Annotated in this window: 9 protein-coding genes and 4 pseudogenes; 4 read left to right on the top strand and 9 right to left on the bottom strand. The window is 69.3% G+C overall.

Features of this window, described 5'->3' with window-relative positions:
- Positions 1–24: 24 nt before the first annotated feature.
- The 3 genes from J7E91_RS14025 to J7E91_RS14015 all read right to left on the bottom strand — a co-directional run bounded on the left by J7E91_RS14025 (position 25) and on the right by J7E91_RS14015 (position 3858).
- Positions 25–813, bottom strand: coding sequence for a pectate lyase (locus J7E91_RS14025; protein WP_214903083.1), 789 nt, complete (start codon positions 811–813; stop codon positions 25–27).
- Between the two features lie 38 nt (positions 814–851).
- The gene (locus tag J7E91_RS14020) at positions 852–2750 is read right to left on the bottom strand and encodes a rhamnogalacturonan lyase (protein WP_214903080.1); all 1899 of its coding nucleotides are present in this window, start codon (positions 2748–2750) and stop codon (positions 852–854) included.
- A 151-nt stretch (positions 2751–2901) separates the two neighbouring features.
- On the bottom strand, positions 2902–3858 hold the full coding sequence (locus tag J7E91_RS14015) for a polysaccharide lyase family 1 protein (RefSeq protein WP_214903077.1): 957 nt from the start codon (positions 3856–3858) through the stop codon (positions 2902–2904).
- Between the two features lie 362 nt (positions 3859–4220).
- On the opposite strand from J7E91_RS14015, the gene J7E91_RS14010 reads away from it, so the two are divergent.
- Positions 4221–5225 (top strand): LacI family DNA-binding transcriptional regulator, encoded by a 1005-nt coding sequence (locus J7E91_RS14010; protein WP_214903074.1) that lies wholly within the window; start codon positions 4221–4223, stop codon positions 5223–5225.
- Positions 5226–5253: 28 nt separating this feature from the next.
- Here J7E91_RS14010 and J7E91_RS14005 read toward each other — a convergent pair.
- The 4 genes and pseudogenes from J7E91_RS14005 to J7E91_RS13990 form a co-directional block, all read right to left on the bottom strand.
- Positions 5254–5565, bottom strand: a pseudogene (locus J7E91_RS14005) (hypothetical protein); the annotation flags it as partial.
- 34 nt (positions 5566–5599) lie between these two features.
- Positions 5600–6569 (bottom strand): annotated as a pseudogene (locus J7E91_RS14000) (carbohydrate ABC transporter permease).
- The gene (locus tag J7E91_RS13995) at positions 6566–7504 is read right to left on the bottom strand and encodes an ABC transporter permease subunit (RefSeq protein WP_308376505.1); all 939 of its coding nucleotides are present in this window, start codon (positions 7502–7504) and stop codon (positions 6566–6568) included. Before J7E91_RS13995 ends, J7E91_RS14000 begins: the two are co-directional and overlap by 4 nt.
- Positions 7501–9165 (bottom strand): extracellular solute-binding protein, encoded by a 1665-nt coding sequence (locus tag J7E91_RS13990; RefSeq protein ID WP_214903069.1) that lies wholly within the window; start codon positions 9163–9165, stop codon positions 7501–7503. Before J7E91_RS13990 ends, J7E91_RS13995 begins: the two co-directional genes overlap by 4 nt.
- 96 nt (positions 9166–9261) lie before the next feature.
- On the opposite strand from J7E91_RS13990, the pseudogene J7E91_RS13985 reads away from it, so the two are divergent.
- A pseudogene (locus J7E91_RS13985) lies at positions 9262–12068 on the top strand (glycoside hydrolase family 3 C-terminal domain-containing protein).
- Positions 12069–12208: 140 nt separating this feature from the next.
- Here the strand turns inward: J7E91_RS13985 and yicI are convergent.
- Positions 12209–14475, bottom strand: a pseudogene (gene yicI / locus J7E91_RS13980) (alpha-xylosidase).
- Between the two features lie 187 nt (positions 14476–14662).
- Between yicI and J7E91_RS13975 the strand changes: the two are divergent.
- Both J7E91_RS13975 and J7E91_RS13970 read left to right on the top strand, forming a co-directional pair.
- Complete coding sequence (locus J7E91_RS13975; RefSeq protein WP_214903063.1) at positions 14663–15193, top strand: SigE family RNA polymerase sigma factor; 531 nt, start codon at positions 14663–14665, stop codon at positions 15191–15193.
- Positions 15193–15903 carry a hypothetical protein gene (locus J7E91_RS13970; protein WP_214903060.1) on the top strand — a complete coding sequence of 237 codons (711 nt, stop codon included), beginning with the start codon at positions 15193–15195 and terminating at the stop codon, positions 15901–15903. The genes J7E91_RS13975 and J7E91_RS13970 overlap by 1 nt, the downstream gene beginning before the upstream one ends.
- A 12-nt stretch (positions 15904–15915) precedes the next feature.
- Here J7E91_RS13970 and J7E91_RS13965 read toward each other — a convergent pair whose 3' ends face one another.
- Positions 15916–17514 (bottom strand): GMC family oxidoreductase, encoded by a 1599-nt coding sequence (locus J7E91_RS13965; RefSeq protein WP_214903057.1) that lies wholly within the window; start codon positions 17512–17514, stop codon positions 15916–15918.
- Positions 17515–17554 lie beyond the last annotated feature (40 nt).

Raw genomic sequence — 17554 nt, 5'->3', positions numbered from 1 at the left:
CGCCGCCTCCTCAGTTCTCGTCCGTCACTTGTAGATGATGTCCGAGGACGCGTACTTGCAGTGGGTGCTGTCCGGACCCGATCCGTTCGTGGTCGGCTCGGCGCCCGTGTTGTTCCCGATGTACTTCTGGCACGGCACGATCTTCCTGCCGCTGTCGCCGATGATCGTGATGTTGCGCAGTGTGGTGCTGTCGCCGTAGTTGGTGTTGATGCCGACGAGCCGCGAGCCCGGGTAGGTCACCTCGATGTTGGTGAAGGCCGAGGTGCGCTTGTACTGGGTCGAGCAGTTGCCGCAGGAGCGGTAGAGCGTCTTGAAGTCCTGGACCGCGAAGTTCGAGACGTTCAGCTTGCCGCCGCCGTTGTGCTGGAAGACCTTGTCCGCGGCCTTCTTCGCACCGCCGCCGGTCACCGTGTAGACGGCGGAGTTCCCGCCCCTGAAGGTGGCGGCGTCCTCGCCGACGTCCTCCCACCAGACGTTCTGCAGCGTGCAGCTGCCCTTGCAGTGGATGCCGTCCGCGCCGGGCGCGCCGATGATGACGTTCTTCAGCGTCGCGCCGTCGGCGAGCTCGAAGATCGGGTCCTGGCCCTCCTCCTGGCCGTCGCCGGCCAGCTCACCGGAGCCGTAGTACTTCTTGAGGCCGCCGTCCGTGACGCCGGAGACGGGGATGGTCTTGGGCACCGCCTGGCTGCCGTTGGGTGTCGGCCAGGTCGCGGCGGAGGCGGTGGGCGCCAGGGTGGTGATGCCCAGGACGCCGACGGTCAGCGCCACGGCGCTCACACGTCCTATGGACCTCTTCTTGTGCTGGGTACGCATGGGGGGTGTTTCCTCTCGGAATGGAACCTGATGGAACATCACGGGGTGTACACGGACGGCCGCGGCGCTGTGGGCATGCCGCCGCCGATGAAGAAGCTGGTGTGCGGGGGCTGGTTGTACGCCGTGTTCTGCCAGGCCAGGCCGGTGCGGTACATCGGGTCGTGCAGCAGCGTGGTGATCCGCGTGCTGGTCTGATGCGGGGTGGAGTAGATCCGCAGCGCCGTGTTGTCCGACGTACGCCAGACCACCTCCTCGCGCCAGTCGCCGATGATGTCGCCGGAGAGTGCGGGGGTGGCCTTGCTGCCGTTGTTGGACGAGACCGAAGAGCCCGTCAGCAGCCGCGTCTCGCCGCCCGTGCCGTACTTGTCGATACGGGTGCCGTCGAGGAGCTCGCGAGTGGTGTCGCCGTCCCACCAGCTCACGAAGTTGATGCTGGACGGCTCGCGGTCGAGCGAGCCGCCGGTGGCGGACCGCAGTGTGGTGTCCGACGCCGACCACGACTCGGCGCCGGCCGACCCCGCGTAGATGTCGGCGGAGACACCACGGCCGTTGTCGCCGCCCGTCGCGGTCTGCCACAGGACCTGTCCGGTACGGGCGTCGGCCATCCAGGAGCTGGGCTTGGAGCTGTCCTCGGACACCTTGAAGTACTCCAGCCCGGCGCGGGACGGGTTCAGGTCTCCGACATGCCCGGCGTCGCCGTGGCCGAACTTCGTCGTCCACAGCCCGGACCCGTTGTCGTCGACGGTCATCGCCCCGTAGACGACCTCGTCCTTGCCGTCGGCGTCCACGTCCGCGATGGACAGGCTGTGGTTGCCCTGCCCGTCGTAGCCCTTGCCCGCGTTGGTCGACGCGCTGGAGTCGAAGGTCCAGCGCCGCGTGAACTGCCCGCCCCGCCAGTCCCAGGCGGCGATCACGGACCGCGTGTAGTACCCGCGCGCCATGATCAGCGAGGGCCGGGTGGCGTCCAGGTACGCCGTCCCCGCGAGGAAGCGGTCCACCCGGTTCCCGTACGAGTCGCCCCAGGACGAGACCGTCCCACGGGCCGGGACGTAGCCGACGGTGCCCATCGCCGCGCCGGTCTGCCCGTTGAACATGGTCAGGTACTCGGGCCCGGAGAGGATGTAGCCGCCGCTGTTGCGATGATCGGCGCTCGCGGAGCCGATCGTCGTTCCGCGGCCGTCGACGGTCCCGTCGGCGGTCTTCATGGCCACTTCGGCCTTGCCGTCACCGTCGTAGTCGTACACCTGGAACTGTGTGTAGTGCGCGCCCGAGCGGATGTTGCGGCCGAGGTCGATCCGCCACAGCCGGGTGCCGTCCAGCTTGACGCCGTCGATGATGGTGTTGCCGGTGTAGCCGGACTGCGAGTTGTCCTTGGCGTTGGTCGGCTGCCACGTGAGCACGAAGTCGAGCGCGCCGTCCCCGTCGAGGTCGCCGACGCTCGTGTCGTTGGCCTCGTAGGTGTACGCCACCCCGTCCGGCGTCCGGCCTCCGGGCGGCGGGGAGATCGGCACGTCCTTGTAGCCGGCGCGGAACTGCACGGCGTGTACGGAGTCACCCTGCTCCACGCCGTTCACGACCGCGCGCACCGTGTAGTCCGCGGAGTTGGGGGCTCCGGAGTGGAAGTAGTTCGTCGAGCCTGTCACCGGCGTGGAGTTGACCTTCGTACCGGCGCGGTAGACGTTGAACGAGACGTTGTCCGGGTCAGTGCCCAGCCAGCGCCAGCTGACCAGATTGCCACTGCCGTTGTGAACGCTGACCACTCCCCGGTCGAGTGCCTCGACCTGGCGGGCGGGCCCGGCGGCGCCGGCCTCCGTCGAGGACAGCGAGACCAGACCGCCCGCCGCGAGCACTGCGGCCAGGAGCGCGCTGACGGAAACGCGGGTGCGGGTGGTGGGTCTGCGCCGGGGGCTGCGCTGGTGTCCTGCTGGTGGTGTCATGGACTACTCCTGCGGGATGGGGGGTACCGCCGCACTCCAGTTGCCGCAGGGTTACGGAAAGGTTGCCGCCTCCAGCCGCGTCGTGCGCTCTGCTGAAACCATTCAGGAACCAATGTCCACGCGGTGGCCGCCGGGCTCCGCACCGGCCGAACTACTGGATCTTCCCGGCTCCCGCCCCGTTCGTCACCGAGGCGACGACGGATGACGCGGGCTCCGCGGTGTAGCTGTAGGGCGGTGTGGTGAACGATCCGGGGCGGGAGATCTCGGTGGCCGCGCCGCCGAGATCGTTGCCGCGCAGGACGGCGTACCCGTCGATGTCGCTGCTGCGGCTGGTGGTCACGGCGACCTTCGTCGTACGGAAGACGTTGTTCTCGACGAGCATCTGGGCGCCCATGCGGGAGTGCACGGCGGTTTCGGCGCCCTCGACGTAGTTGTCGTAGAAGTGGCCGGTGCCGAAGCGCAGGCTGGGGATGCGCGAGTAGACGTTACGGAAGTGGTTGTGGTGGTACGTCACGCGCAGATGCCCGGTGTCCTCCGCGGCGTTGTTGTCGCTGTGACCCACCAGGGAACCCTTGAAGTGGTCCTTGAACGTGTTCCAGGAGACCGTGACGTGGTCCGAGGCGTGCGTGATGTCGAGCAGGCCGTCGTAGTAGTCCTTGTCGCCCTGGTTGCGGTCCGCGGAGAAGGAGTTGTGGTCGATCCACACCTTCGTGGACTTCTGGACGGTGATGCCGCCGGCGGGCGCGACGGGTTTGCTGATGTTCAGGTTGCGGACGACGACGTTGGTCTCCTCCTTGATCCGCAGCCCGCCGCCGGTGAGTCCCGAGCCCGCGCCGGCGCCCACGACCGTGGTGTTGGATCCGATGTCGACCTGGCCGGAGAGGGATATCAGTCCACTGACACGGACGGTCTTGGGGCTGTCGCCGCTGACGGCCGTTCGCAGAGCGGCGAGGGTGGAGACGGTTACGGGGGCGGCGCTGCCACCGCCGGTGGTTCCGGCGCCGAAGCCGACGGGGGCGGTCTCGGCGGCCGCGGCGGGCTGGGGGAGAGCGGCCGTGGCCGCGAGTACGGCTGCGGCGGCCATGAGTGCGAGTCGATGAGTACGCATGCGGATGCGTCCCTTCCAGGTGCCTTGGAGTGGTGGGGGGGAGCGATTGAACTCGCGTCGAACTCGGTTCTGCGACCTGGCTGATGTTCTCGGTCTTGGACATAAGGGGGCCAATGAGCCGCTTTTGTGCGGCACAATGGATTGCGGTCACATCACTGAACGGAACGTAGAGTTGAAGCGCTTGCGCGTCAACGCCCGGCACCGACCACATCCGGCCAGATCGGGCCCACGCCGCCCTCCCGTGATCGAGTTCTGCGTCGTCGAAGCGCTTCGACGCACCTATGGAAATGTGACAGCCCTGGGATTACGCTGGAAGTCCCACACTGTCGAAGCGCTTCACCTGGTCAGCCTTGGAGAGCCGAATGGTCACCCTTGCCGATGTCGCTCAGCATGCCGGAGTCTCCGCCAGCACGGTGAGTTACGTCCTCAGCGGCAAGCGGTCCATCTCCACCTCCACCAGGGAACGGGTCGAGCGCAGCATCGACCAGCTCGGCTACCACCCCAACGCGGGCGCCCGCGCGCTCGCCAGCAGCAAGTCCGACATCATCGCGCTCATGGTGCCACTGAGCACCGACATGTACGTGCCGGTGATGATGGAGATCGCCATCTCGGTCGCGACCACCGCACGCGCCCATGGATACGACGTACTGCTGCTCACCGGCGAGGAAGGCCCGGCCGCTGTGCGCAGGATCGAGGGCAGCGCACTGGCCGACGCGATGATCCTGATGGACGTCGAACTGCACGACGACCGGCTGCCGCTGCTGCGCGAGACCGGCCGCCCCGCCGTGCTCATCGGGCTGCCCGCCGACCCCTCCCGCGTCAGCTGTGTGGACCTCGACTTCGCCGCTGCGGGCGCCCTGTGCGTGGAACATCTGGCCGGTCTGGGCCACCGCGACATCGCCGTCATCGGCGAGGCGCCGGCGGTCTACGAACGGCACACCGGCTTCGCCGAGCGCACGCTCGCCGGCCTGCGCGAGCGCGGCCGGGAACTCGGTGTGCGGCTGCTCCACCGCCCCTGCGAGGGCAGTTACGCCGCTGTCGCCGCGACCCTCGCCCGCGTCCAGGAGGAGCGCCCCGGCACCACGGCCTTCGTCGTACAGAACGAGGCGGCCACCGATCCGCTGCTGGCGCTGCTGCGCCAGCAGCGCCGGGCGGTGCCCGAGGACGTGTCGGTGATGGCCATCTGTCCCGACCAGGTGGCCGCGCACGCCTCGGTGCCGCTCACCGCGGTCGCCGTCCCGGCTCAGGAGCTGGGACGGTACGCGGTCGAGCAGGTCGTCGCCAAGATCGAGGGGCGCGGCTCCGACGAGGTCGTCCTGCTGGCGCCCGAGCTCACCGTGCGCGAAAGCACGGGCCCCCGGCCGTGACCGGGGACCCGGCTCAGGTCACCGCGGGTCAGCTGCTCTTGACGGAGAACGAATTCGTCCTGAAGTCGAGGCCGCCGGAGGACGAGGTGATCTCGTAACCGAACTGCACGTCACCGATGGTCTCGTTGCCCCACCAGCCCTTGACGTCCTTGATCCAGCGCAGGACGGGCAGGATGTTGACCGTGCCGGCCGAGGAGTCCGACGTACGCAGGAACGAGAAGACCTCGTTGGCGCCGTTGTTGCCCTTGTAGACGCTCCACGTGTGGCCGCCCAGGGTGACGTTGCCCTGCGATGTGCCGAGCGCGCCGACACCGCCGTTGTAGTTCATCCAGAGCATCATCGCTTCCTGGTGGGGGAGGGAGGAAGGGAGGAAATCAGCCCTTGACGGCGCCGATCAGCATGCCCTTCTGGAAGTGTTTCTGGACGAACGGCGACATCACGGCGACGGGGATCAGCGCCAGGATCATCACGGCCATCTGTACGGCGAGACTGCTGTGCGCACCGTTGCTGACCGCCTGACCGCCTGACCGCCTGACCCATGGCGCCCGGCGGTACCTGGTGCTGGAGCACGAGCTGACGCAGGATCATCTGGAGCGGGTACTTGTCGCTGTCCTGGATGTAGAGCATGGCGTTGAACCACTGGCTCCAGTAGCCGACGGCGTAGAAGAGGGAGATCACCGCGACGACCGCGCGGGACAGCGGCATGACGATCGTGAACAGGATGCGCCACTCCCCGGCGCCGTCGATGCGGGCGCTCTCGATCAGCTCGGGAGCGGTGCCCATGAAGAAGGCGCGCAGCACCAGGATGTTGAAGACGCTGATCGCGCTCGGCAGGATCATCGACCAGTAGCTGTCCTGGAGCCCGATTCCGGTGACCAGCAGATACGTCGGGATGAGCCCCGCGCCGAAGAACATGGTGACCATCAGCAGCATCAGCAGCGGCCGGTGACCGAAGGAACCCGCTCTGGACAGGCCGTACGCGCACAGTACGGACACGGCCATGCTGAAGAGGGTGCCGACCACGGTGAGCCCGACGCTGACCAGCGCCGCGCGGGTCACCGCGCCACCGCTCAGCAGGGCCTCGTACGCCTCGAAGGTGAGGGTGCCGGGCCAGACGACGAGACCGCCGGCCTCCGTGATGGTCTTCTTGTCCGAGAGGCTGGTGACGAGGACGACCCACAGCGGCCCGAGCACGACCAGGCAGATCGCGACGAGCGACACACCCTTCAGGCCCTGCCCGATCCTGGTCGGCTCCTCCTCCCACACCGGGCGTCGGCCGGTGCGGTCTATTCGCTGCAGCGGGGTTTCCCGCACGCCCTGCGGATCCACGAGTACGGCGGTCATCGTTTCGAATACACCCCCTGCTCACCCAGCATGTGGGCGACCTTGTTGGCCAGCAACACTATGAGCACACTGAACACACCCTTGAAGATTCCGGCGGCGGTCGCGTAGCCGAAGTCACCGGTCCTGACGCCCGTCCACCAGATGTACGTGTCCAGCACCTCCGCCGCGCCGGGCCCGACCTGATCGCACTGGAGCAGGATCTGCTCGAAGTCGAGGTTGAGGGCGCTGCCGACGCGCAGCACCAGCAGCAGGGCGATCACCGGCCGCAGCGCGGGCAGCGTCACGTGCCACATGCGGCGCCAGCGCCCGGCCCCGTCCACGGCCGCCGCCTCGTACAGCTCACTGTTGACGGCGGCGAGCGCCGCCAGGAATACGATCACTCCCCACCCGGCGTCCTTCCACACCGACTGCGCGGTGAGCAGGAACTTGAAGAACCCCGGGTCGGTCATCAGGTCGAAACCCCCGATGCCGCGCTCGCGCAACTGCTGCGCGATGAGTCCGGCGCCGCCCAGCATCTGCTGGAAGACGGTGACGACCAGCACCCAGGAGAAGAAGTGGGGGAGGTAGATGATGCCCTGCACCCAGGCTCTGACCCGGTCGTTGAGGACGCTGTTGAGCAGCAGGGCGAGCGCGATGGGAATCGGGAAGAAGAGCACCAGCTGGGTGAAGAAGATCACCAGGGTGTTCACCAGTACTTCCCAGAACCGGTTGTCCAGGAAGAGCCGTTCGAAGTTGTACGTCCCCACGAACGGGCTGCCGGTGATGCCCGCGCCGTAGGCGTCGTACTCCTGGAACGCGACCACGTTGCCCAGCAGCGGCACGTAGTTGAAGACAAGCAGCAGCACGATGGCCGGCAAGGTCATCAGGAGCAGCGTCCGGTCCCGCAGGAACCTTTGGCGGCGGGTGATGCCACGGGCGAGTTCCAGATCCTTCACCTGCCGGAGCCCTGCTTCTCCAGGATGTCGGCGTACCACTTGCGCAGTTCGTCGCCGCCGCTCTTCTTCCACGTGTTCACGGCCTCCTCGATGTCGCTGACCTTCTTCCGGCCGCGCCGGATGTCCTTCTGCAGGTCGTCGAAGGGCGTGTAGAGGGAGGCGTAGCGCTGCGGCTCGACGATCTGCATGCCGAAGAAGAGGGGCTTCCTGACGTGGGGAGCCTGCCGGGCCATCCAGCCCGCGTACTCCTTCACCACCTCGGGGAAGTCGGGGTACGCGATGACGCTGGGCGGGGAGGCGAAGAACAGGTACGTGGCGGGCTGGGCCTCCTGGATGCCACGGTCGGTGCGGACCGGGACCCCGTCCTTCTTGGTGTAGTGGGTGCCTTCGACGCCGAAGTTGATGAGCTGGAACTCCTTGGTGCCGTACGGGGCCGCGGTGTAGTCGACCAGGGCCAGCAGCTCCTCGATCCGCTCCTTCGGCAGGTTCTTGTTGATGAAGGAGAAAATCCCGGCCGGCGGGTCCTGGTAGAGGACCGGCTTGCCGCCGTCGGCGCTGAAGAGGTCCAGTGCGCGCATGTCGAACTTCGGGTTGGCCTTGGCCTGTTCCGAGGCCAGGCCGTGCCAGACGCCGCTGCCGTCGTTGTACATCAGCGTGCCGCCGCTGGTGGACCGGATCTTGGCGTCGGCGTCCTTGTTGGCCTCGGCGTCGGGGTGGACCACCCTCGCGTCATGCAGCTTGCGGGCGAAGGCGAGGGCTTCCCGGTACTCGGCGGTCTCGATCTTGTGCACGAGCTTGTCGCCGTCGAGCTGCCAGTAGTGGGGGGCGTCGGGCAGGAGGCCGAATATCTTCTGGATGCAGGTCCACAGATCGTCGAAGGCCCACCGCTTCCTCTTGGCGTCGGTGTACTCCTTGCCGAAGGCGAGCAGTTCACCGGCGCTGGTGGGCAGCGTCGCGCCGAGCTCGTCGAGGAGGTCCTTCCGGTAGAAGATCGCGTTGCCGATGACCGGCGAGGGCATCGGCAGTCCGCGCAGCTTGCCGCCGAAGACGGACATCTGCCACGCCCCGGTGGGGATGTTGGCCAGGTTCGGGTACTTCTCGACCTTGTCGCCGGGGAGATACGGACCCAGGTCGGCGAACTTGCTGACGATCGCGTTGCGGATCTGGCCCTGCATGTTCCAGCCGGGGATCGTGACGATGTCCGCGATGTCGGACCCCGCGAGTACGGCGCCGATTTTCTCCTGGTATGTGTTGCCGTCCTGCGGGTCGAACCGGACAGTGGCGCCAAGAGCGTTGTTCACGGCCGTGTAGTAGGCGTTGTCCTTCTTGGGCACCGTTCCCCAGATGGGGGTCATGGCCTTCAAGGTGCCGCCCTTGCCGGGTTTCCCCTTGACCGAAGTCGCCAAGGGGTCGGGCAGCTTGGTGTAGCCGGCGCTGGAGCCGTTGACACCCGGGATGTCCGGGTCGGCCAGGTTCATCGGTACGTACTTCGGGAGGATGGCTTTGAGCGCCTTGCCCCCGCTCGCACCTTCCTTGCCGCCCCGCGCGGGCCCGCCGCAGGCGGCGAGCGGCGGCAAGCCGCCTGCCACCGCTGCCGCGGCGACCGCCGTGGAGGCGAGGAAGCTTCTCCGGCTCGGGGTGGAGGGGGAGTTCGGCGTCATTGCGTCAACCCTTCATGGCGCGCCTGGACACCCGGCGGAAGGCCGCCGGTCGGCTGCGGAGTCTGAACACACCAGCCGCCCTTCCGCGACCCTCAGCTGTCCTTCGCCAAGCGTGCGGACGATCTGCTCGGCCGGCTGACGCTCGACGAACGGATCGCCATGCTGCACCAGTTCGGACCAGCCGTTGACCGGCTCGGCCTGCCGGCCTTCCGCACCGGCCAGGAGGCTCTGCACGGCGTGGCCTGGACCGGCCCCGCGACCGTCTTCCCGCAGGCCGTCGGGCTCGGCGCGAGCTGGAACGAGGACCTGGTGCGCCGGGTCGGCGAAGCCGTCTCCCGCGAAGCGCGCGCCATGCGCGCGCACGACGACCGCATCGGCCTCAACGTGTGGGCCCCCACCGTCAATCTGCTCCGCAACCCGCTGTGGGGCCGGGGCGAGGAGGGCTACTCCGAGGACCCCGGTCTGACCTCCGCGATCGCCGTCGCGTACACCCGCGGCCTGCGCGGCGACCACCCCCACTACTGGCGCACCGCGCCGGTGCTCAAGCACTGGCTCGCGCACAACAACGAGACCGACCGGGCCACCTCGTCCGCCTCCGTCAGGCCCCGTGTGCTGCACGAGTACGATCTGCGCGCCTTCCGCGCGGCCGTCGAGGCCGGCGCCGTGGCCGGTGTGATGCCCGCGTACAACCTGGTCAACGGGCGCCCGAACCACCTTTCGCCGTATCTGCGCGAGGAGTTGCGCACGTGGACGCAGCAGGAGCTGCTGGTGTGCTCCGACGCCGGCGCGCCCAGCAACCTCGTTGACGCGGAGCACTATTTCGACACCCACGAGGAAGCCACGGCCGCGGCGCTGCTGGCGGGCGTCGACAGCTTCACCGACCACGGCACGGACGCGTCGACGATCGTCGCCCGGGTACGTGCCGCCCTGGACCAGGGCCTGATCGGTGAGCCCGTCATCGACGCGGCCGTCCGCCGCCAGCTCCACGTACGCCTCGCCCTCGGCGAGTTCGACCCGGACCTCGACCCGCACGCGCACGTGACGGACTTCGACACGCCCGCCCACCGCCGGCTCGCGCAGGAGGCCGCCGAACAGGCGGCGGTCCTCCTGAAGAACGACGGCCTGCTGCCTCTCGACCCCGCCGCCGAGCCGCGTATCGCCGTCGTCGGACCACTCGCCGACGAGTGCAAACTCGACTGGTACAGCGGCACCCTGATCCGCAGCTCGACGCCGCTCGACGGCCTGCGGGAACGATTCGGCCCGCAGCGGGTGACGTACGCGCAAGGCGCGGACCGGGTACGGCTGCGCTGCGCCGCCGGCGCGCTGTACGTTCCGGCCGGCGACGCGCCGGCCGAGGTACGCGGAGCCGAGGGCGCGCTGGACCCGGCGCTGCTCACCGGCCGCACCGACCTCCCGCCGCTCACCGTCGACGCCGCCGCCGAGGGCACCGAGTTCGCACTGACCGACTGGGGCGGCGGAGTGCTGACCCTGCGTGCTCCGGACGCCCGCTACCTCTCGGTGGCCGACGACGGGTTCGTACGGGCCTCCGCGGACCAGCCCGGCGGCTGGGTCGTCCAGGAGACCTTCCGGCTCGAACCTCATGGCAGCGGGCATGTCCTCAAGCACATCGCGACGGGTGGTTACGTCTCTGTCGCCGCCGACGGCGTCAAGGTTGCCGACGAGGGTGAGATCTTTTCGGTCGACGTCGTGGAGCACGGGCAGGAGGCCGTCGCCCGTGTCGCGGCGGCCGCCGATGTGGTGATCGTGGTCGGCGGCAACGACCCGCACATCAACGGCCGCGAGACCGAGGACCGCGTCACACTCGCCCTGCCGGACCACCAGGAACGGCTGTGGCGCGCCGCCCGCGCCGCCAACCCGTGCACCGCGCTCGTGCTCGTCTCGTCGTACCCGTACGCCGTCCCCGAAGCCGCCACCGAACTGCCGGCGCTGGTGTGGACGGCACACGGCGGCCAGGCGTCGGGCACGGCCCTCGCGCGTGTGCTCGCCGGTGACGTGTCCCCGGCCGGGCGGCTGCCGCAGACCTGGTACGCCGCCGATTCCGACCTGCCGGGGCTGCTCGACTACGACATCATCGGCAGCCGCCAGACGTACCTCTACTACGACGGAACCCCCCTCTTCCCCTTCGGCCACGGCCTGTCGTACTCCTCCTTCACCTACGCGGACGTGTCCGCCGCTGTCGAGGAGATGCGGTGCGGGTCGCCCTGACCGTCACCAACACGGGCTCCGTCGCCGCGGACGAGGTCACGCAGCTGTACGTACGAGCACTCGACGCGCGCGTACCGCGCCCGTCCCGTGAACTGGCCGGCCACCGCCGCATCCATCTCACGCCCGGCGCCGTACGGCGGTTGGAGTTCGAGGTCCCCGTCTCCGCGCTCGGCTTCTGGGACGTGGCGCACGGCCGCTGGACGGTCGATGCCGGTCGTTACGCGTTCCTGGCCGGCGCTTCCAGTACGGACATCCGCGGTACGGCCACCGTACGCATCGACGCCGAGGCGCCCGTCCCGCGCCCGGTCATGGCGGCGGGCCTCGCGGCGGCGGACTACGACGAGCAGCGCGGCACGCGGATCGTGGACCGGTCGAAGGTGTCGGGCGACGCGGTGGCCCCGGTGGCCGGGGGCCGTACGGGCGAACTCGTCTTCCGGGACTGCCGCTTCGGCGCCGGCGCGGCGGAGGTCTCGGTCACGGTATCGGCGGCGGCGCCCGGCGCCGTGACCCTCACCCTGGCGGACGGATCCCCCCTGGCGTCCCTGGAGGTCCCGGTGACCGGCGGCCCGTACGCCTACGAGGTACTGCGCGCCGCGATCGAGGTGTCCGGGATCCAGGAGATCCGGGCGGAACTGCGCGGCCCGATCCGCCTGGCCGAGATCAACTTCACGGCCTGACGTCTGACGGGCTGGATGGTGCGGCACCATCCAGCCCCTCCGGCGTTCGAGGAGCGGGGTCCGGGGCGGAGCCCCGGTCTCGGGAAACGGGCGGGTGGGGAAAGCGCCGCAGTCACGCCACCGTCACCCCCGCGGCCGCCTCACGCCACCGGAAGCGTCACCTCGCCCGAGCCCTCCGCGGCCGAGTCACCCCACTCCACCCGGAACGGCCGCGCCGACCCCTGCGCCGCGACCCGCACGCGGTCACCCTCGCGCACGATCCGGAACACCGCCGCATCCGCACCCGCCTGGTCCGGCACCGTCACCACGCACGCGAGCGAGGCCGGCGGCGCGTACAGCCGCAGGGTCAGCCCCTCCAGCCAGTCCCCGTCCGGCCGCTGGTCGTCCGCGCCCAGCGGCAGCACCGCCCCCGGCCGCACGAACAGCGGCAGGCTGTCGAAGCCGTACGTCTCCTGCCGCCACACCGGACCGGTCACCGTCTCACCGGTCAGCAGATGCGTCCACGTACCGGACGGAACGTAGTACTCGACCGATCCGTCCGCGCTGAAGACGGGCGCGACCAGCAGATCCGGACCGAGCATGTACTGCCGGTCCAGCGGCCGGCACGCCGGGTCGTCCGGGAACTCCAGCAGCATCGGCCGCATCACGGGCACGCCCGTCCGGTGTGCCTCGACGGCCGCCCCGTACAGATACGGCATCAGCCGGTGCTTGAGCAGCGTGAACCGGCGCGCCACATCCACCGCTTCCTCGCCGAACGCCCACGGCACCCGGTACGACACATTCCCGTGCAGCCTGCTGTGCGAGGACAGCAGCCCGAAAGCGAGCCACCGCTTGAAGACGTCCGGGTCGGGCGTCCCCTCGAAGCCGCCGATGTCATGGCTCCAGAAGCCGAAGCCGGACAGACTGAGCGACAGACCGCCGCGCAGCGACTCGGCATCGCGTTGAAGGAGGCGAAGCAGTCGCCGCCCCAGTGCACCGGGAACTGCTGCCCGCCCGCGGTCGCCGAGCGCGCGAAGAGCACCGCTTCGCCGCCGCCGCGCTCCTTCTCCAGGAGCTCGAAGACCGTCCGGTTGTAGAGGTGCGTGTAGTAGTTGTGCATCCGCTCGGGGTCGGAGCCGTCGTGCCACACCGCATCCGTCGGCACGCGCTCGCCGAAGTCCGTCTTGAAGCAGTCCACGCCCTGGTCGAGCAGCGCCCGCAACTTGCCCGCGTACCACTCGCGGGCGGCCGGATTGGTGAAGTCCACCAGCGCCATGCCGGGCTGCCACAGGTCCCACTGCCAGATGTCGCCGTTGGCCCGCCGCACCAGATAGCCGGCCTCGGCCCCCTCCGCGAACAGCGTGGACTTCTGTGCGATGTACGGGTTGATCCACATGCTGATCCGCAGTCCCCGCTCCTTGAGCCGGGCCAGCATGCCGTCCGGATCCGGGAAGACCTCGGGGTCCCACTGGAAGTCCGACCACTGGTATTCGCGCATCCAGAAGCAGTCGAAGTGGAAGACGGACAGCGGGATCTCCCGCTCCGCCATGCCGTCCACGAACGACGTGACCGTCTCCTCGTCGTACGCCGTGCAGAAGGACGTGGTCAGCCACAGCCCGAACGACCAGGCGGGCGGCAGCGCGGGCCGGCCGGTCAGGGCGGTGTAGCGGGAGAGAACGTCCTTGGGTGTGGGCCCCGCGACGACGTAGTACTCCAGCGACTGGTCCTCGACGCTGAACTGCACCTGCCCGACCGACTCCGAGCCGACCTCGAAGGAGACCTTGCCGGGATGGTTGACGAAGACGCCGTAGCCGCGCGAGGACAGATAGAACGGCACGTTCTTGTACGCCTGTTCACTGCTCGTTCCGCCGTCGGCCTGCCAGAGATCGAGGCTCTGGCCGTTCCTCAGATACGGGGTGAAACGCTCGCCGAGCCCGTAGATGTTCTCGCCGACCCCGAGGGCGAGTTGGGCGACCATGTGGTGCCCGCCGTCCGGGGTCGTCGCGAACGCGGTGCCTTTGGTCTCGACGCCGGTGAGCCTGCGCCCCTGCCCGTCGAGGAAAACCGGCCCCCATGGCCGAGCCGTGTCGAGCCGCAAGGTCAGCGGCCCGCTCGTCAGCTCGGTGACCGTGCCGTCCCGCCGGGTGGTGGCAGCCGAGCCCGCGTCCGCGCCGGGCAGCTCGAAGTCGGGCCCGTGATGGGCCTTCCCCGCGTGATGGGTGGCGCGTACACCGATGACACCCTCGGCCGGCGAGAAGCACTCGACCGTGATGAGCGGGGTGTTGAGCGTGGCGCCGCGGTGCTCGACGCGTCTGACGGCGGCGTACGCGGTGACGTGGTCGGAACTGACATGCAGATCGCGGACTTCGGTGGCGTATGAGGCGTGCACGCCTTCGCGCATGAGCCAGAAGCCGTCGGTGAACTTCACAGTGTTTCCTCGTGGGATCAGGCGAGGCAGGGCGGCTGCCGTTCTCCGGCACCATTTTGGTCGTGCGACGAACAAATTACGTGACGCCGCGTCTCCGGACCAGAGAAACCGGCGCACAATTAAGCAGGGCACCAAACAAATACGTACTCGCGAGCGAACCTTTACGCAGGGCAGGGGGAGGACACCCGTGGACGCAGGTGCGCCGGATGCCGCCGTGGAGTTCCATGACTTCTTCGAGCGACACCACGCCGGACTCGCCCGCCTCGCTCACCTCCTGACGGGGGACGCCGACGCGGCCGACGACCTGGCGGCCGACGCGCTGGTCGCGCTCTGGCACCGCTGGGACCGGGTACGTGCCGCCGATCACCCCGCGGCGTACGCACGGGGTGTCGTCGCCAACCTCGCGCGCAGCCGTATCCGCAGCGCCGTACGGGAGCGTCGCCGGGTCGCGCTCTGCTGGCCGCAGCGCGCCGAGTACGCGGACGGCCCGGACGTACCGGCGGTCGTCGACGTCCAGCAGGCGCTGCGCACCCTGCCGTTCCGCAAACGCGCCTGCGTGGTGCTCCGCCACGCCTTCGACCTCTCCGAGCGGGACACGGCGCTGGCTCTCGGCGTCTCGGTCGGTACGGTGAAGAGCCAGACGTCGAAGGGCGTGGCGCAACTGGAGAAGCTGCTGGGCAGCGATACCGCCGCGGAACTCGTGGGAGAGAGGTACTGATGGACGAGCTCCGCCGGCAGCTGCGCGAAGCGGCCGAGGCGCACCGGCCCGACCGCGCGCGCATGCTCGCCAGGGTGGAGCGCGCCATGACACCGGGCCGGCCCGGCCCGTCGGACCGTCACGCCGGGGCCTCGGCGTCCTGGCTCCGCATCACGGGCGCGACGGCCGCCGTGGCAGGGCTGCTGGTGGCCGGCGGCTACGCGGTGGCTTCCGCGACGCGGGACGAGAGGCCCACGCACTCCATCGCGCCGCCGCCTCCGGCCCTGACCCCGGCCCCGCCGGCGACCGGTGCGGACCGGGCCGAGCACGACTACCTGCGGGCCGACGGCTTGGTGGACCCGCACAGCAATCGCTACTGGGCACAGAGCAACGTAAGGCTGAAGACGCAGCAGCCCCTCACCGCGCTCACGGTTGAACTGAGCGTCACCCAGACAGGCGGTGTCGCGGACACCGGTAGTTGGCGCTCTCTGCCGGCCGGCGACTTCACCGTCTCCGTACGCGAGGAGAACGGCGCCCTTGTCTTCCGCTGGTCCCTCAAGGCCGGCCGTATGGTCCCCGCCGGACAGCACGTCTTCGCCGGCCAGTACAACCACGCGGAGGGCGCCCGGGACGCGGGAGACGATACGTTCAGCGCGTCCGCGACAGCGCGGACAAACGGCGAAAGGGCCACGCTGCACGGCGATTTCACCGGGCCGGTCGCGGGCGGGTGACCCGTGGGGGAATCAGCCCGCGACGGAGGGCCCCTTGGTCGCCTTGAGCATGTCGGCGCACTTCTCGCCGATCATCATCGTGGTGATGCACGGGTTGGCCGTCGTCAGGAACGGCATCACTGACGCGTCCGCCACCCGCAGCCCCGTGACGCCCTTGACCCGCAACTGCGGGTCGAGCGGCGAGCCGGCGTCGTCCGCCGCGCCCATCCGGACGGTGCCCGCCGGGTGGTAGACGGTGTTGTGCGTCTCGCGGATGTACGCGAACAGCTCCTCGTCGGTCGCGGCGTCCGGGCCTGGCGCGAGCTCGGCACCCGTCCAGTCCGCCATCGGCGCCTGGGCGGTGATCTCGCGGGCGAGCCGCAGCCCGTGCGTCATCACGCGGATGTCGTGTTCGTGGGTGAAGTAGCGCGGGTCGACCTTCGGCTTGTCCCGGGAGTCGCGGCTACGCAGCCGGACCGTCCCCAGCGAGCGCGCCCGGGTGACGTTCGGCGTCAGACAGAAGGCGTTGTCCGTCGTCGGATAGCCGCGCCGGTACGTGTTCAGGTCGAACGGCACCGAGCCGTAATGGAACATCAGGTCGGGGCGGTCCAGGCCCGGTTCGGTGTCCACGAAGATGCCGATCTCCCACCACTGGGTGGAGGAGGTGACCATGGGCTGCTTGGCCTCCCACATGATCACGCCTTCCGGGTGGTCCTGGAGATGGGAGCCGACGCCGGGGGAGTCCACCCGTACGTCGACGCCGCAGTCCCGCAGGTGCTCGGCGGGCCCGATACCGGACAGCATCAGCAGTTTCGGCGAGTCGATGGCGCCGCAGGCCACGATGACCTCACGGCGGGCCGCGACCGCCCCGGTGTGAATGGTGTCGGGCTGCAGGTACTCCACGCCCGTGCAGCGTCGGCCGGTGCGACCGTCGCCGTCGTCGAACAGCAGGCGCCTGGCCTGCAGTCCCGTACGTACCTCCAGGTTCGGCCGCTTCCCGAGGACCGGGTGGAGGTACGAGACCGAGGCGGACGAACGGGTCCCGTCGGGCCGGGAGTTGATCTGGAACCAGTGGGCGCCGCGCACCACCGTCCTACCGGTGTTGAACGGCGTGATCGGAATGCCGGCTGCCACACAGGCTTCGAGCAGAGCCGCGCCACACGGGTCCTTCGGCGGAACGGTACGGATCGTCACCGGGCCCGAGCGGCCGTGGTGGTCACCGGGCGCCTCGTTGGTCTCCAGGCGCTGGTAGAGGGGGAAGCAGTCCGCGGCACTCCAGCCCGTACAGCCGAGCGCGCCCCACTCGTCGAGGTCCTCGGCCGGTGGCCAGAAAGCGATGCAGGAGTTGTGCGAGGAACAGCCGCCGAGCACCTTGGCGCGGGCGTGCCGCATGAAGCTGTTGCCGTTCTCCTGAGGTTCCACCGGGTAGTCCCAGTCGTAACCGGACTCCAGCAGGGCCATCCACCGGTCGAGCCGCAGGATGTTGTCGTCGCCGACGTCCGAAGGCCCGGCCTCCACGACGCAGACGGTCACGTCCGGGTCCTCGGTCAGCCGCGCGGCGACGACGGCGCCTGCGGTACCGCCTCCGACGACGACATAGTCGTACTCGGGCAGGGGGCTTGCTGAGGGCATTGCGTCTCCAGGATCAGTGGATCGGCGGATCGGCGGATGG

The organism is Streptomyces sp. ISL-99, from assembly GCF_018614005.1.
GTDB lineage: Bacteria > Actinomycetota > Actinomycetes > Streptomycetales > Streptomycetaceae > Streptomyces > Streptomyces flavidovirens.
The sequence above is the reverse complement of the archived record's forward strand: the minus strand, read 5'-3'. Positions and strand labels throughout refer to the sequence as shown.

Excerpts from the sequence above, each read along its gene's own strand:
- J7E91_RS14025 (WP_214903083.1), bottom strand. The coding sequence starts at position 813 with ATGCGTACCCAGCACAAGAAGAGGTCCATAGGACGTGTGAGCGCCGTG.
- J7E91_RS14010 (WP_214903074.1), top strand. The coding sequence starts at position 4,221 with ATGGTCACCCTTGCCGATGTCGCTCAGCATGCCGGAGTCTCCGCCAGC.
- J7E91_RS13990 (WP_214903069.1), bottom strand. The coding sequence starts at position 9,165 with ATGACGCCGAACTCCCCCTCCACCCCGAGCCGGAGAAGCTTCCTCGCC.
- J7E91_RS14020 (WP_214903080.1), bottom strand. The coding sequence starts at position 2,750 with ATGACACCACCAGCAGGACACCAGCGCAGCCCCCGGCGCAGACCCACC.
- J7E91_RS13970 (WP_214903060.1), top strand. The coding sequence starts at position 15,193 with ATGGACGAGCTCCGCCGGCAGCTGCGCGAAGCGGCCGAGGCGCACCGG.
- J7E91_RS14015 (WP_214903077.1), bottom strand. The coding sequence starts at position 3,858 with ATGCGTACTCATCGACTCGCACTCATGGCCGCCGCAGCCGTACTCGCG.
- J7E91_RS13965 (WP_214903057.1), bottom strand. The coding sequence starts at position 17,514 with ATGCCCTCAGCAAGCCCCCTGCCCGAGTACGACTATGTCGTCGTCGGA.